General features: G+C 69.0%; 15 protein-coding genes. 6 read left to right on the forward strand and 9 right to left on the reverse strand.

Annotated elements, in window-relative coordinates:
• Nucleotides 1–10: 10 nt before the first annotated feature.
• From V6M56_RS07080 to V6M56_RS07110, 7 genes are all read right to left on the reverse strand, one after another.
• Nucleotides 11–205 carry a formate dehydrogenase gene (locus V6M56_RS07080; protein WP_332682442.1) on the reverse strand — a complete coding sequence of 65 codons (195 nt, stop codon included), beginning with the start codon at nt 203–205 and terminating at the stop codon, nt 11–13.
• A gap of 26 nt (nt 206–231) precedes the next feature.
• Nucleotides 232–1,026 carry a Cro/CI family transcriptional regulator gene (locus V6M56_RS07085; RefSeq protein WP_332682423.1) on the reverse strand — a complete coding sequence of 265 codons (795 nt, stop codon included), beginning with the start codon at nt 1,024–1,026 and terminating at the stop codon, nt 232–234.
• 105 nt (nt 1,027–1,131) lie between these two features.
• Nucleotides 1,132–1,863, reverse strand: coding sequence for a DUF3306 domain-containing protein (locus tag V6M56_RS07090; protein WP_332682424.1), 732 nt, complete (start codon nt 1,861–1,863; stop codon nt 1,132–1,134).
• Complete coding sequence (locus V6M56_RS07095) at nt 1,863–2,372, reverse strand: DUF3305 domain-containing protein (RefSeq protein ID WP_332682425.1); 510 nt, start codon at nt 2,370–2,372, stop codon at nt 1,863–1,865. Before V6M56_RS07095 ends, V6M56_RS07090 begins: the two co-directional genes overlap by 1 nt.
• Before the next feature lie 44 nt (nt 2,373–2,416).
• Nucleotides 2,417–3,427 carry a DUF6352 family protein gene (locus V6M56_RS07100; RefSeq protein ID WP_332682427.1) on the reverse strand — a complete coding sequence of 337 codons (1,011 nt, stop codon included), beginning with the start codon at nt 3,425–3,427 and terminating at the stop codon, nt 2,417–2,419.
• Complete coding sequence (locus V6M56_RS07105) at nt 3,424–3,975, reverse strand: DUF6505 family protein (RefSeq protein ID WP_332682428.1); 552 nt, start codon at nt 3,973–3,975, stop codon at nt 3,424–3,426. The genes V6M56_RS07100 and V6M56_RS07105 overlap by 4 nt, the downstream gene beginning before the upstream one ends.
• Nucleotides 3,976–4,090: 115 nt before the next feature.
• Nucleotides 4,091–4,834: a biotin/lipoate--protein ligase family protein gene (locus tag V6M56_RS07110; protein WP_332682429.1), complete on the reverse strand. Its 744-nt coding sequence runs from the start codon at nt 4,832–4,834 to the stop codon at nt 4,091–4,093.
• A 130-nt stretch (nt 4,835–4,964) separates the two neighbouring features.
• Between V6M56_RS07110 and V6M56_RS07115 the strand changes: the two genes are divergently transcribed.
• Nucleotides 4,965–7,004 carry a 4Fe-4S dicluster domain-containing protein gene (locus tag V6M56_RS07115; protein WP_332682431.1) on the forward strand — a complete coding sequence of 680 codons (2,040 nt, stop codon included), beginning with the start codon at nt 4,965–4,967 and terminating at the stop codon, nt 7,002–7,004.
• A gap of 173 nt (nt 7,005–7,177) precedes the next feature.
• Here V6M56_RS07115 and V6M56_RS07120 read toward each other — a convergent pair whose 3' ends face one another.
• The gene (locus tag V6M56_RS07120) at nt 7,178–8,035 is read right to left on the reverse strand and encodes a hypothetical protein (protein ID WP_332682432.1); all 858 of its coding nucleotides are present in this window, start codon (nt 8,033–8,035) and stop codon (nt 7,178–7,180) included.
• A gap of 454 nt (nt 8,036–8,489) precedes the next feature.
• On the opposite strand from V6M56_RS07120, the gene minC reads away from it, so the two are divergent.
• From minC to minE, 3 genes are read left to right on the forward strand one after another with little or no spacing between them, the layout of a single operon-like run.
• On the forward strand, nt 8,490–9,242 hold the full coding sequence (minC, locus tag V6M56_RS07125; RefSeq protein ID WP_332682433.1) for a septum site-determining protein MinC: 753 nt from the start codon (nt 8,490–8,492) through the stop codon (nt 9,240–9,242).
• Between the two features lie 34 nt (nt 9,243–9,276).
• Nucleotides 9,277–10,092 (forward strand): septum site-determining protein MinD, encoded by an 816-nt coding sequence (minD, locus tag V6M56_RS07130; RefSeq protein ID WP_332682435.1) that lies wholly within the window; start codon nt 9,277–9,279, stop codon nt 10,090–10,092.
• On the forward strand, nt 10,089–10,352 hold the full coding sequence (gene minE, locus V6M56_RS07135; RefSeq protein ID WP_332682437.1) for a cell division topological specificity factor MinE: 264 nt from the start codon (nt 10,089–10,091) through the stop codon (nt 10,350–10,352). Before minD ends, minE begins: the two co-directional genes overlap by 4 nt.
• A 16-nt stretch (nt 10,353–10,368) precedes the next feature.
• On the opposite strand, the gene V6M56_RS07140 is transcribed toward minE, so the two are convergent.
• On the reverse strand, nt 10,369–11,619 hold the full coding sequence (locus V6M56_RS07140) for a c-type cytochrome (protein WP_332682438.1): 1,251 nt from the start codon (nt 11,617–11,619) through the stop codon (nt 10,369–10,371).
• A 229-nt stretch (nt 11,620–11,848) separates the two neighbouring features.
• Between V6M56_RS07140 and V6M56_RS07145 the strand changes: the two genes are divergently transcribed.
• Both V6M56_RS07145 and V6M56_RS07150 read left to right on the forward strand, forming a co-directional pair.
• The gene (locus V6M56_RS07145; protein WP_332682439.1) at nt 11,849–12,079 is read left to right on the forward strand and encodes a sulfurtransferase TusA family protein; all 231 of its coding nucleotides are present in this window, start codon (nt 11,849–11,851) and stop codon (nt 12,077–12,079) included.
• A 35-nt stretch (nt 12,080–12,114) separates the two neighbouring features.
• On the forward strand, nt 12,115–13,004 hold an 890-nt coding region (locus V6M56_RS07150; RefSeq protein ID WP_332682441.1), incomplete at its 3' end, for an Mrp/NBP35 family ATP-binding protein.

Genomic DNA, 13,004 nt, shown 5'->3' on the forward strand with positions numbered 1-13,004 from the left:
GCCAGCCTCCTCAGTAGCGGTTGGTGCGGTAATAGGCCTTGACGTGATCGGTCTCGCGATAGCGCGACTTGGTCTCGTCCTGGCCCGGGTCGACGGCCGCGGCAGGCGTCGCGGCGACAGGCGCGACCGCGGCGGTCGCGCCAGCCCCGAGCGCCTTGAAGAAGTTGCGGCGGTCGAGCCCCGATTCCTTGCTCTTCTGCGACATCGTCGTCTCCTCCGCGCCGGGCTTCATCATGCGGGCAGGCTCGCGGCCTGCATCTCGATCGAAAGATAGAGGCTGCCGACCCGGCCGACGGCGCGGTAGAAGCGCGCCGCCCTGGCAACCTCGAGATCGGCGAAGAAACGCTCGCCCCAGGGCCGGATATGACGGTCGAAGAACGAATGCTCGTCGACGCCCTCGCCGGAGACGGCACCGCGGATCAGCTGCGCCTGGATGTCCATCAGCACGGCGATATGGTCTTCCGGCTCGCCGACGCGCTCGGCGCGGGCGAGGCCGAGCCGGCCCATGTCCTCGCGCACCAGCGCCAGCGGGCGCTCATGCAGGAAGCCGGTCAGGTAATAGGAGGCATAGGGCAGGAGCTCGCCGCGCCCGACGCCGATGAAGAGCTCGAAGAACTCGTCGCGCACCATGTCCGGCGTCGTCTCGGCGGCCGCTTCGGCCAGCGCCAGATGGGCCATGCCGAGCGGCGAGGCGTCGCCGCGCAAGCCCTGCAGCGCCGCAAGCGTCGCGGCCGTCGGCGCGCGCCAGAGCAGGGCGCCAACCAGTTCGCATTCCTCGGCACGGGCGGCGTCGATCTCGTCGAGCGTCGATGCGGCGGCCTGCGGGACGAGGATCGGTTCCTGCGGGTAGAGATCGGGCCGCAATTCGTTGCGCGGCACACCGGTGCTCGCCTCGACCGAGAGCACCCGGTCGGCGGGAACGCGCTTCCAGCTCGAGATCGCCGGCTGCGAAACTCCGACAGCACGCGCCAGAGCCCTGACGCCGCCGACCGCTCCGATTGCCCGCTCGAGAGCCTGGTCCCGCATGGACGCTGCCGCCTCCCAATTCTGGCCCGGCGCTTTCGGCACGCCTGAGCCCACGGTGATAATGATCTCTTATCACCGTAGATTTCAATTGTTCTTATCTGAAACTCAGAGCGGCGTGGCGCCGCCGCCGCGCCGCCTTTGCCGCCCGGCCGAAAGCGGGGGCCAGGGCTCGCCCTGCACTGCAGCAAGACCGGCCGCCGCCGGCTGCGGCGGTTCTCCGGGGTTTTCGTCGGCTTTCACGGATTCGGGCGCATCGCTGCGCCGGACCGGCTCCAGCGGCACCGGCAGGGCGCCCGTTTCCTGTTGCGACGCAGCAAGCGGGTCGGATTGATTTTCATTAGACGAAAGTCGAACATCTGCGGCATCATCACGCAGTGGCGGCTGGGCGGAAACAGCCGATTCAGCCGGTTTTTCCGGCTCCTTGCCGAAGATGTTGGCGATCATCTCCTCGACATTGTCGGATTCGGCCAGCGGTCCGTAGCCCGGCGCGCCGCCCGGCGTGTTCCAGTCGAGCGCATAGTCGCGGGCCGGGTCGAGATAGCCGCTGATCGCCGGATCGCTCTCCCAGGCGCGGCGCAGCGCCGCGCGCTTCCAGCTCTCCGGGACATTCTGCTTCAGCCAATGGGCGAGGTCGAAATCCTTGTCGACGAGCTCGAGCGAAGGCGGCTCGACCGGTTCGGGCTCGGGCTCAGCCGGCGGCGCGGATACGGGCGCGGGCTCCGGCTCGACAGGCGGCGCGGCCGGCGGAGCGGCCGGCCCGGCTGCGGCCTCCCGCTTGCGGCGCGACCAGCGGCCGAGGAAGCCATCGTCCCTGTCATCTGCGCCTGCGCCGGACATCAGCCATCCTCGCGTTCGAGGCCGGATCGCGGCCGCACGCCACCCTTGCGCGGATCGTGCTCCGTGCGCTTGCGCTTGACGAATTCGCGCTCGACATGGTGCTCCTCGAAGAAGGCCAGCACCAGCCGCGCCACGGCCGCCGGCATCGGCACCGCCTCGACGACATCGTCGACATTCTCGCAGAAGACCTCGCCCTCGAACGGATCGGCGGTGACGCCGACCATCTCGAGCGCCGGCTCGATCCCGGTCGGCCGGATCGAGACCCAGAGCTTGGCGTGCCCGCTCTCGAAATTCTCGCGAAAATGCGCGGTATCGACCGAGTGCAGCGTCAACGTCGCCGGGCCGAGATAGAACTGCTCCCGCTCCGGCGTGCCGGCGAGCCTGCTCCAGGGCGCGAGCTCCGGCGGTTCGGGCAGCACGGCGATCGGCGTCCAGGCATGGTCGGCCCAGGGCGAAACGATGCTGCGGCGTTCAACGACGATGCCGACCTCATGATAAAGCTGGGTCATCGCGGCGTCCTCCGTTCAGGATCTTGCTCCGTTCACCATCTCGCTCAGTTCGCCATCTCGCGCTCGGCCAAAGGCAGGCCGGCGACGAGGTTCTGCGGCTTCAGGCGCAGGACCTTGTCCTGTCCCATCGCCATCAGCAGGTAGACCGGCCTGCCCTTGGCCGCCGCCAGCACCGGCACCTCCGCCGGCAGGTCGAGCCGGTAGAGCGCCAGCAGCCGCGAGGCGTCTTCCGCATCGAGGCTCTCGCCGCGCCAGAGCGCGTTGCCGACCGCGGTCGCCTGCGCGTCGAGGCCGACGAACCAGCGCCAGTCGGCGTCCTTGACGCTCTCCACCGGCTCGACCGCGACGTCGAAGCCGTGAATCTGGCGGATCCAGTGGCGCAGCGCCTGGCCCAGAGCGGCGCGGCCGGACGGCTTTCCGCCGAGGTCGAGCACCATGTCGAAGGCGTCCGAACGTTGCCAATACTGCGCGGAATTGGCGCTTTTGAGGAGATCGAGCGCGGTCGCCGCCGGCCCGCCCAGCATGGCGAGCAAGGGCGAGGCGTGCCGGTCGGCCTCATGCCCCTCGATCATCTCGGCATCGGCGAGCAGGATGGTGTTCTCGTGGAAGGTCACCCGCTGCGGCCGGAACAGGCATTCGGCGGCGCGCACCACGAAGGGATCGTCCTCGGCGTCGAGCGCAGCGCGCAGGATGACGTGGACGAGTTGGTCGAGGAAGAGCGGCGGGACGCCCGAGACGCCCTGGCGGACGATTGCCGCATAGGCCGCCTCCAGCGTCGGCGCCGCCAGCAGCCGGTCGCGCCAGCCGACCAGGAAGCGCCAGTTCTCGCGGGCGTCGGCATCGGCCAGCGCTGCGATCTCGCTCGCCGCGACATCCGCCTGCGGGGCCGCCATCAGCCTGGCGTGCAGCGCCCGCTCGGCATCGCAGGCCTCTTCCGGTGGCAGCACTTCCGGGCGCGCCAGATAGGCTTTCAGGAAATCATCGGTGACGACGAGGCCGCCGCCGGGCTCGCGATCGAGCAGGAGATGGCCGGAGCTCGCCCAGAAATGCGTCATGGCGTGCTCCCCTTGGCGAGCTTCATCAGATCGACCTGCTCGGCGATCTCGTCCTCGCCGTCGACCTCGACGAATTCGAAGGCGCGGAAGGCGTCCTTCGGCCGGTCGCCGCGCGGCGTCAGTGTGCGGAAGCGCTCGCGGATCTCGCCGTCTTCCAGCGTCCGGTGCAGGGCGAGCAGGGTCTGGGCGGGATGGTCGCAGAGCGAGGCGGCGAAGACGAGCTCCTCGGCCGCCGCGGCCCGCGCCGCGGCGAGGTCCGGCGCACCGAGCTTCTCGACGAAGCGCTGCGCGAGCTGCGCCAGCGCCTGCTCGCGCTCCTGCGGCGTCGCCTCGCTCACGACCGCGAGCGTGCTCCAGCCAAAACTGTCGATGCCGAGGAAGCCGGAGCGGAAGGCGGCGCGCCCTTTCGCGTCGAGCTCCGCGACGGCCTCCGGCGCGAACAGGAAGGAGCCGCTGACGACCCATTCGCCGGGCTCGGCCGCCTTGCGGAAGACGAAGCCGTCGGAAGGGTCGAGCCTGATGGCGCGTGGCAGCTTGAGGGTGGTCATGGCGCGCCCCCTCGGCCGCTGCCGTCATTGCGAGCGCAGCGAAGCAATCCAGAAGGGTTCGTTCGACGGCCCCTGGATTGCTTCGTCGCTTCGCTCCTCGCAATGACGATGGCGCTCACAGCTTCGGCGCTCCGCTCTCGCGATCGAGCCAGTCCATTTTCGCCAGCGCCTCGACCAGGCTCTTGCGCTCGGATCCGGCCTGCGAGGTCGCGACCAGGTCGCCATCCGGCTCGATGCCGTGGCGCACGCCCGTGACCTTCTCGAGCCGGTCGAGCCAGCGCCGCACCGCGGCCCTGGCGCCCTCCTCCTGCCAGCGGCTGACGCCGAGCATGAGATGGCGGGCGAAAGCCTCGATCAGGTCGACCGCGTCGACCTCCTCGAAGCCCTCCTCTGCCATACCGACCCCGATCCGGCCGGGCTCGAAGGGCGACATCGTGCTGGCGCGGACCATGGCCCCGAAGACGAGCCAGTCGGGCACCGCCTGCTCCGGACAGCCCGCCGGCCAGCCCAGCCGGCCACCACCGATCAGGCCGAGATCATAGGTCAGCGCATCGGGCCAGCGGAACATCACCGGCCGCTCGGGCGGCGAATGGACGGCGAGCGCATCGGCCAGCGCATTCATGGCGAGGTAATGCGCCAGCCGCGCCTCGGCCAGGATCGCGTCCGGCTCCAGCACCACGGCGAACTCGACGATGTCGAAACGTCGCACCCAGACCAGGGTCGCGGCGCCAGCCTCGGCGGCAATCGCCTGCGCATGGGCGAAGGCGTCGCCCGATTCGCGCAGGGTGACCAGCGAAAACCCCGGCGGCAGCGCCGGTTCGCGCCTGAGATCCCCCGACCGCGCCACGCCTGCCGCCATCTCCCCGCTTCCTTAAGTCCCACCCGACGGGTGGGCTTGCTTCTTTGGAGTCATTCCAATTCCATATAAGCATGAATTATCACAAGGGCGACGAAAGACGCGCTCGCAAGCTTCGAGGAAGACGGGCCCGATGACCGAGGTCGCACGCACGCTGATGGTCTGCTCGTGCGAGGACACGATGCCGCTCGACGGCGCGGCGCTGCAGCGCGGCTGCAAGGGCGCCGAGATCCGCGAGAACCGCCATCTCTGCCGCAGCCAGATCGAGCGCTTCCGCGCGCTGCTCGGCGAGAGCCAGGCGATCACCGTCGCCTGCACGCAGGAAGCCCCGCTGTTCGAGGAAGTGGCGGCAGACCTCGATTACGCCGGCGATCTCCTCTTCGCCAATATCCGCGAGGCCGCCGGCTGGTCGAGCGAGGCGAAGGCGGCCGGCCCGAAGATGGCGGCGCTGCTCGCCGCCGCCAGCGAGCCGCTGCCGCCGGCCACCTTCACCACCCTCACCAGCAAGGGCGTGGCGCTGATCTATGGCCGCGACGATACGGCCATCGCGCTGGCGCAGCGCCTCGCCGAGCATCTCGACGTCACTGTCCTGCTGACCCGGCCAGGCGAGATCACCCCGCCCCGGCTCGACGCGTTCCCGGTGCTGAAGGGCACGATCGCGCGGGCCACCGGCTGGCTCGGCGCCTTCGAGCTCAACGTCGACGATTATGCCGCGCCTTCCCCGTCCTCGCGGGGCAAGCTCGTCTTCGAGGCCGCCCGCAACGGCGCCGTCTCGCAATGCGACATCGTCATCGACCTCAGCGGCGGCATGCCGCTCTTCCCCGCCGGCGAGCTGCGTGCCGGCTATCTGCGCGCCGATCCGCGCGACCCGGCGGCGGTCGAGCGCCTCGCCTTCGCGGCGAGCCATCTCGTCGGCGAATTCGACAAGCCGCGCTATGTCGCCCTGAACGAGGGGCTCTGTGCCCATTCGCGCGCCAGCCGGACCGGCTGCACCCGCTGCCTCGAGCTCTGCCCGACCGGGGCGATCACGCCGGCCGGCGACCATGTCGCGATCTCGTCCGAGATCTGCGCCGGCTGCGGCGCCTGCGCCGCGATCTGCCCGACCGGCGCCGTGACCTACGCCCTGCCGCCGGCCGATGCGCTGTTGCGCAAGCTGCGCACCCTGCTCGTCACCTATGCCGAGGCCGGCGGGCAGGAGCCGGTCGTGCTGCTACACGATGCCGAGCATGGCGAGCCGCTGATCGACGCGCTCGCCCGCCATGGCGACGGCCTGCCGGCGCGCGTCCTGCCGCTGCGGGTCAACGAGATCACCCAGCTCGGCCTGGAAACCTTTGCCGCCGCCCTCGCCTTCGGCGCCTCGGCGGTCCGCGTGCTCGGCCGGGCCAAGCCGAAGCACGATCTTTCCGGCCTCACGCGCAATCTCGACTATGCCAATGCGCTTTCCGGCGGGCTCGGCTTCGGCGAGGCGCGCGCCGCCCTGATCGAGACCGACGACCCGGACGCGCTCGGCGCGGCTTTGGCACGGATCGCGCCCGGCAGGATCTCGCCGCAGCCGGCGCGCTTCCGGCCGATGGGCGACGGGCGCCCGCTGCTGCGCCAGATCGTCGGCGAACTGCATGCCGCGGCGCCGGAGCCGGTCGGCGCGGTGGCGATGCCGGCACGGGCGCCTTTCGGTACCATCAATCTCGACAGCGAGGGCTGCACGCTCTGCCTCGCCTGCGTCTCCGCCTGCCCGGTCGGCGCGCTCGGCGACGATCCGCAGCGCCCGACGCTGAGCTTCCAGGAGGACCTTTGCGTGCAATGCGGGCTCTGCGCCGCGACCTGCCCGGAGAAGGTCATCGCGCTCGAGCCGCGCATCGACTTCGACGCCTGGCAGGCCGGCCGCAGGGTCCTCAAGCAGGAGGAGCCGTTCCACTGCATCGCCTGCGCCAAGCCCTTCGGCGTCAAGAGCACGATCGAGAAGATCGCGGCGAAGCTGGAGAACCGGCACTGGATGTTCGCCGGCGAAGGCGCCAAGCGCGCCTCGATCCTCCGCATGTGCGAGGATTGCCGCGTCGAGGTCGTGGTCAATGAGAGCTTCGACCCGCATCTGGCGCCGCAGCGCCCGCCGGTCCGTACTACCGACGACTATCTGCGCGAGCGGGCCGAGCGCGGCGAGGACCCGCTGCAATAGCTGCGCATTCCGGCTGGATGTTGAACGATGGCGCCTTCCACCTGCTGTTCAGCGCCGCTCCTCAACCTGCGGTCTGGTTCGCCTGTCGGGCGCCGGAGCCTTGTGATGGAATCCCGGGCCGAGCTTCGCTCGCCCAGGATGACGGCAGTGTTTCCGCGTGAAAACAACTGGCTCTAGAACCGATAGGTCGCCGCGATGATCGGCCCGTGCATCGTGACATCGTAGAGGAAATTACCTTCCCGATAGTCGACATAGAGGGCGCGATACCCGGCTCGGAACGTCCACTTCTCGTTCCATTGGTAATTGACCGAGCCGACAGCCTGCCAGGTCAGCCGCGAGCCGATATCGAAACCGCCGATATCGCCGGCGAGCGTCAGGCTCCACGGGCCGCCCAGGCGAGCCGTCATCCGGGCCGCAACCACAGGGTCGGCCCAAGCCTCCGACTCGCTGTGATCGATCCGGAGGTTCAGGGCGCCGGGCAGTATCTTCAGCTTGTTGTCGAGGTTCCAGAAGCGCAGGCCGGCGCCGACATCGACATCGAAGGTCTGGTCCTCGTAGACGCGATAGAGCACCGAGGCCTGGAGGGTCAGGCTCTGCGACCTGAGCTTGAGCGAGGAGAAGTATGGCCCCGGCAGCCTCGCATCCGACGTGACCTGCGAGAACATCGCGTCGGCCAGGAATCCCCAACGGCCGATGCGCATCTCCGCAGCGCCCATGATGCCGCCGTTCAGGTCCTTCAGGATATCACCGAAGCTGAGGTCGACATTGGCGGCAGGCAAAGGCGGCAGCGTCGAGGTGCGGCCATCGAGCCCGGACGCCCAGAAATAGCCGGTAAACGCGAAGGTCGGGCCAGTGGCCAGGATGGGGGCGGGAGGCGCCGTCGGGGGCGGAAGATCTGCCGCTTGAACTTGTGAGCCAGCCAGCGCCAAAACACTGGCGAACAAAGCAGATTTCATCGCGCGAACCCCCGCCAGTTCACAACGCCTTCGATCAGGCACGCTGACGTTCGTGCAATCCGAAATAGAGGTCAAGCGCGTTCGCTCCACCAGAACTATGGTTGGAGGAGATTCGGCGCCAAGGTGGCGAGCTTCCACTTTGGCATGTGGGCGGACTTTCCCGCCAGGTCTTTCTCGCGAGGCTCCTCTTCCGACGGGGTGTCTCGAATCGGCGCGGTGCTTCGCACCAGCGCCGGGGTGCTCCGGCGCGACCGATTCGGCGAGGCGGAAAAGGGCTCGGCGATGCCTCGAATCTGCCTGCAAGCGGCGCTCCGGAACGGCTCCAGGCCCAGCGCCGGACAGCGCAGCCGGTGCCGGTCGGCGCGGCTTTTCAACAACGCCCCGAACTCGATCCAACCATTTGATATGGAAGTTGTTTTTTCGATTTTTGTCGGCTTTCGGCGGCCGCGTTCCGGTAGGTGAGCGAGGGGAGTTTTACCGCTTGTTAACCATTCCCTGGCTACACCCGGGAAACTGAAAATTAACCAAGATGACCAACGTGTTAACTCAACCTCGGCCGATCCGCCTCAAGGGGCGATCCTACCTTGCGCTGACGCTGACCCCGGAGCTGCCCTTCGAGGACTGGCTGGCGCGGCTCGACGATCTGGCCAACCGTTCCGCCGGATTCTTCCTGCGGCGGCCGGTGGTGCTGGATGTCGAAGGCCTGGACATCGACCGCCAGCAGCTTCGCGAACTCGTCGGCCAGCTTGGCGCGCGCAAGGTGCGGATCATGGGCGTCGAAGGCGCGCGGCCCTCGATGCTCGGCCCGGACCTGCCGCCGGCCATGTCCGGCGGGCGCGAGACCCCGGATTTCGAAGCCCCGGCCGCCGAAGAGATCAAGGAGGCCGCGGTCACCGGGAATGCGGTGCCTGCCGAGCCCGTCCTGCCCGCCGAACCGCTGCCCGCCAAGGCCACGCCTTCGCTGGTCATCACCCAGCCCGTGCGCTCGGGACAGTCGATCATCTTCACCGAAGGCGACGTGACCATCATCGGATCGGTCGCATCGGGCGCGGAGGTCATCGCCGGCGGGTCGATCCATATCTACGGCACCCTGAGAGGGCGGGCGATGGCCGGCACGATGGGCAACGCCGCAGCGCGCATCTTCTGCCGCAAGCTCGAAGCGGAGCTGGTCGCGATCGACGGCTACTACAAGACGGCCGAGGACCTGGAGTCCGATCTCCACGGCAAGGCCGTCCAGTTCTGGCTCGAAGGCGAAACATTCAAGGTTGGATCACTCGCCTGAGTCGACGGCGCGTCCACACAAACGGGAGAGTTCAATGGGCAAAGTAGTCGTGGTCACATCGGGCAAGGGCGGCGTCGGCAAGACGACGTCTTCCGCCGCACTCGGGGCTGCGCTGGCGCAGAACGGCGACAAGGTCGTGGTCGTCGATTTCGACGTCGGCCTGCGCAATCTCGACCTCGTCATGGGGGCCGAAAGGCGCGTGGTCTACGACCTCGTCAACGTGATCCAGGGCGAAGCCAAGCTGGCGCAGGCGCTGATCCGCGACAAGCGGGTCGAGACGCTCTATCTGCTGGCTGCCTCGCAGACGCGCGACAAGGACAATCTCACGCAGGAGGGTGTCGAGCAGGTCATCGCCGCGCTGAAGACCGCCTTCGACTGGGTCATCTGCGACAGCCCGGCCGGCATCGAGCGCGGCGCGACGCTCGCCATGCGCCATGCCGACGTCGCCATCGTCGTGACCAATCCGGAAGTCTCCTCGGTACGCGATTCCGACCGCATCATCGGCCTGCTCGATTCCAAGACGCTCAAGGCCGAGAACGGCGAGCGCATGGAGAAGCATCTGCTGCTCACGCGCTACGATCCGGCCCGCGCCGAGCGCGGCGACATGCTGAAGGTGGACGACGTCCTCGAAATCCTGTCGATCCCGCTGCTCGGCATCATCCCGGAAAGCATGGACGTGCTGCGCGCCTCCAATGTCGGCTCTCCGGTCACCCTGGCGGATGGCCGCAGCGCCCCGGCGATCGCCTATTTCGATGCGGCCCGCCGGCTCAAGGGCGAAGTCCTGCCGGTCGCCATTCCCGGCGAAAAGCGGAGCTTCTTCGGCAAGATCTTCGGAAGGAAAGCGGCATGAACCTCCGTCGCCTCTTTTCCCGCTCGCAATCGGCCCCCGCCGCGCGCGACCGGCTGCAGGTGCTGCTCGCCCATGAGCGTGCTTCGGTCGGCGGGTCGGATCTCGTCACCAAGCTGCGCGACGAAATCCTGCGCGTCATTTCCAAGCATGTGCAGATCGACGACGAGAAGGTCACGGTCAAGATGGAACGCGGGGCCAAGGTTTCGACCCTCGCCGTCGACATCGAGATCCCGTTCGACGCGGGCAAGAAGGCGGCCTGAGGGCCGCCTTTCAAGGCTACCGCGTCACCTTCTCCAGCCAGTCGACCAGCGCCTTCCGGTCGGCGGCCGAGCCGATGGTCTGCTCCGGCATCTTGGTGCCCGGCGTATAGGCGTTGGGGCCGATCTCGAACAATCTCGCCACCGTCTCCTTGCTCCAGACGATGTCCATGCCCTTCAGCGCCGCGGAGAAGGCGTAGCCCGGCGCGGTCGCGATGCGGCGCCCGAAGATGCCGTGCAGGGTCGGCCCGGCCCGGTTGCCATCCGCGGGAGTGAGCGTGTGACAGGCGGCGCAGGCGCGAAAGACCTGCGCTCCCCGCTCGCCCTGGAAGGCCGCGAGCGCGTCCTGCCCGGCGCGCGGCACGACCGTGCCGACATGCTCGCCGGTCACCGCGTTCCAGCGCCTGACCAGCCGGTCGGCCCCGCCGGAGAGAAGCTGGCTGCCATCGGGCAGGAAGGCGAGCGACCAGACCGGCATGCCGGGGCCGATCAGCGTGGCGCGGATCGTCCGCGTCCGGCGCTCGACCAAGGCAACCTGGCCGCGCAGGCCCCCGGCCGCGATGGTCGCGCCATCGGCGGAGATGGCGAGCGCGATCAGCGGCGTCTCGCCGATGGCGATCTCAGCCCGCGCCGCGCCGTCCGGCCCGAACAGCCGCAGGCGGCCATCGGCAGCGGCGACTGCGATCTCGCCATCGGGCGCGACGACGACGCCGTTGAGCGGCGCCGGGGCGGTCACGACCAGCGGCACGCCGCCGGCGGCCGGCCAGATCCGCAGCGTCGCGTCATAGCCCGAGGAGACCAGCCCGCCGCCGGGCAGGAAGGCGACGCCGTTGACCGGCCCCTTATGGCCTTCGAGCACCCGCGCCGCGCCATCGGCGAGCCGGGTGATCCGCAGCGTCTCGTCCCAGGAGGCGGAGGCGAGCCTGCCATCGTCCGGCGAGAACGCCAGCGCCGCGACCGGCCCCTTGTGCCCGTCGAAGACCCTCATTGGCTCGGCGCCGCCGCCCTGCCAGAGCGCGACCTTGCCGTCCTCGCCGCCGGTGGCGAAGCCGATGCCGGGCACGGTGACGGCGGCGTTGATCGCACCCTGATGGAAGCGCAGCACCTTTTCGGCATTGCCATTCGCCAGGTTCCAGAGGATCGCCGATTGATCGAAGGAGCCGGTGAGCGCCAGCGCACCATCGCCCGAGACCGCGACGGCCCGCACCGGGCCGCCATGGCCGCGCAGTTCCTGGGCGGAGGTGGGCAGCGCCGAGATCAAGAGCGCCACGAGGCCCGCGCGAATCCTTCTCCCCCTGGGGGAGAAGGTGGCAGCGCGTAGCGCTGACGGATGAGGGCCGGAACGAAGCCCGGCATCTTCCTCGCGCATTCCGGCCGTCCTCCCTTACCCGTCTGCTGCGCTGCCACCTTCTTCCCCGAGGGGCGAAGGGTAAAGAGCCGCAGTTGCCCCTGCGCGAAAAGCCGTCATATGAAACCTAACCGTTTGACAGGCTGCGCCCATGACCTCGATCCCGCTCAACCTGCGTGGCCTGAAGTGCCCCCTCCCCGCTTTGCGCGTCCGCAAGGCGCTGAAGGGGGCGGAGCCGGGCGCGCTCTTCCTGGTCGAATGCACCGACCCGATGGCGGCGATCGACATCCCGAACCTGATGCGCGAGACCGGCGACACCATCGAGCAGAGCAGCGCGGAGGAAGGGCTGCTGGTCTTCCATATCCGCAAGGCCGCCGCCTGAAGCTGCCGCCGCCCTCGAACCGGAGCTTAGAAGCCGTGGCCCTTTCCCGAAACGACATCCTGCGCGCGCTCGAACTGGTGAAGCTGCCGGCGAGCGGGCAATCGCTCGCCGCCTCCGGCCGGATCGGCGACATCCTGATCGAAGACGGCAAGATCATCTTCGCCATCGGCATCGACGCGACCGAGGCCGGCGCGATGGAGCCGGTGCGCAAGGCGGCCGAAAGCGCCGTCAGCGGCCTGCCGGGGGTGACGCAGGTTCTGGTCGGGCTGACCGCCGACAAGGCGCCCTCCGCCGCCTCGCCATCGGCCGCGACGCAGGCCCGCCGCCATGCCCAGGCCGGGCCGGGCGGCGCCGTGCCGAAGGCCGCCGGCGTGCCCGGCGTCAAGCAGATCATCGCCGTCGCCAGCGGCAAGGGCGGCGTCGGCAAGTCGACCACCACCGCCAATCTCGCGGTCGCCCTGGCGACGCTCGGCATGAAGGTCGGCGTACTCGACGCCGACATCTACGGGCCCTCGGTGCCGAAGATCTTCGGCATCACCGGCAAGCCGCGCCTGGTCTCCGGCCGGACTCTGGCGCCGATGGAGGCCTATGGCCTGAAGATCATGTCGATCGGCTTCCTGATCGACGAGGAGACGCCGATGATCTGGCGCGGGCCGATGGTGATCTCGGCGATCACCCAGATGCTGCGCGAGGTCGCCTGGGGCGAGCTCGACGTGCTCGTCGTCGACATGCCGCCCGGCACCGGCGACGCGCAGCTGACCATGGCGCAGCAGACGCCGCTCGCCGGCGCCGTCATCGTCTCGACGCCGCAGGACCTGGCCCTGCTCGATGCCCGCCGCGGCGTCGCCATGTTCAGGAAGGTCGAGGTGCCGATCCTCGGCATCGTCGAGAACATGAGCTATTTCGTCTGCCCGGAATGCGGCCA

Origin of the sequence: Allobosea sp. (assembly GCF_036675845.1) — a bacterium.
Taxonomy (GTDB): Bacteria; Pseudomonadota; Alphaproteobacteria; order Rhizobiales; family Beijerinckiaceae; genus Allobosea.

Bases quoted from the DNA above. Each gene is read 5' to 3' on its own strand.
- V6M56_RS07080 (WP_332682442.1), bottom strand. From the start codon at position 205: ATGTCGCAGAAGAGCAAGGAATCGGGGCTCGACCGCCGCAACTTCTTC.
- V6M56_RS07085 (WP_332682423.1), bottom strand. From the start codon at position 1,026: ATGCGGGACCAGGCTCTCGAGCGGGCAATCGGAGCGGTCGGCGGCGTC.
- V6M56_RS07090 (WP_332682424.1), bottom strand. From the start codon at position 1,863: ATGTCCGGCGCAGGCGCAGATGACAGGGACGATGGCTTCCTCGGCCGC.
- V6M56_RS07095 (WP_332682425.1), bottom strand. From the start codon at position 2,372: ATGACCCAGCTTTATCATGAGGTCGGCATCGTCGTTGAACGCCGCAGC.
- V6M56_RS07100 (WP_332682427.1), bottom strand. From the start codon at position 3,427: ATGACGCATTTCTGGGCGAGCTCCGGCCATCTCCTGCTCGATCGCGAG.
- V6M56_RS07105 (WP_332682428.1), bottom strand. From the start codon at position 3,975: ATGACCACCCTCAAGCTGCCACGCGCCATCAGGCTCGACCCTTCCGAC.
- V6M56_RS07110 (WP_332682429.1), bottom strand. From the start codon at position 4,834: ATGGCGGCAGGCGTGGCGCGGTCGGGGGATCTCAGGCGCGAACCGGCG.
- V6M56_RS07115 (WP_332682431.1), top strand. From the start codon at position 4,965: ATGACCGAGGTCGCACGCACGCTGATGGTCTGCTCGTGCGAGGACACG.
- minC (WP_332682433.1), top strand. From the start codon at position 8,490: ATGACCAACGTGTTAACTCAACCTCGGCCGATCCGCCTCAAGGGGCGA.
- minD (WP_332682435.1), top strand. From the start codon at position 9,277: ATGGGCAAAGTAGTCGTGGTCACATCGGGCAAGGGCGGCGTCGGCAAG.
- minE (WP_332682437.1), top strand. From the start codon at position 10,089: ATGAACCTCCGTCGCCTCTTTTCCCGCTCGCAATCGGCCCCCGCCGCG.
- V6M56_RS07145 (WP_332682439.1), top strand. From the start codon at position 11,849: ATGACCTCGATCCCGCTCAACCTGCGTGGCCTGAAGTGCCCCCTCCCC.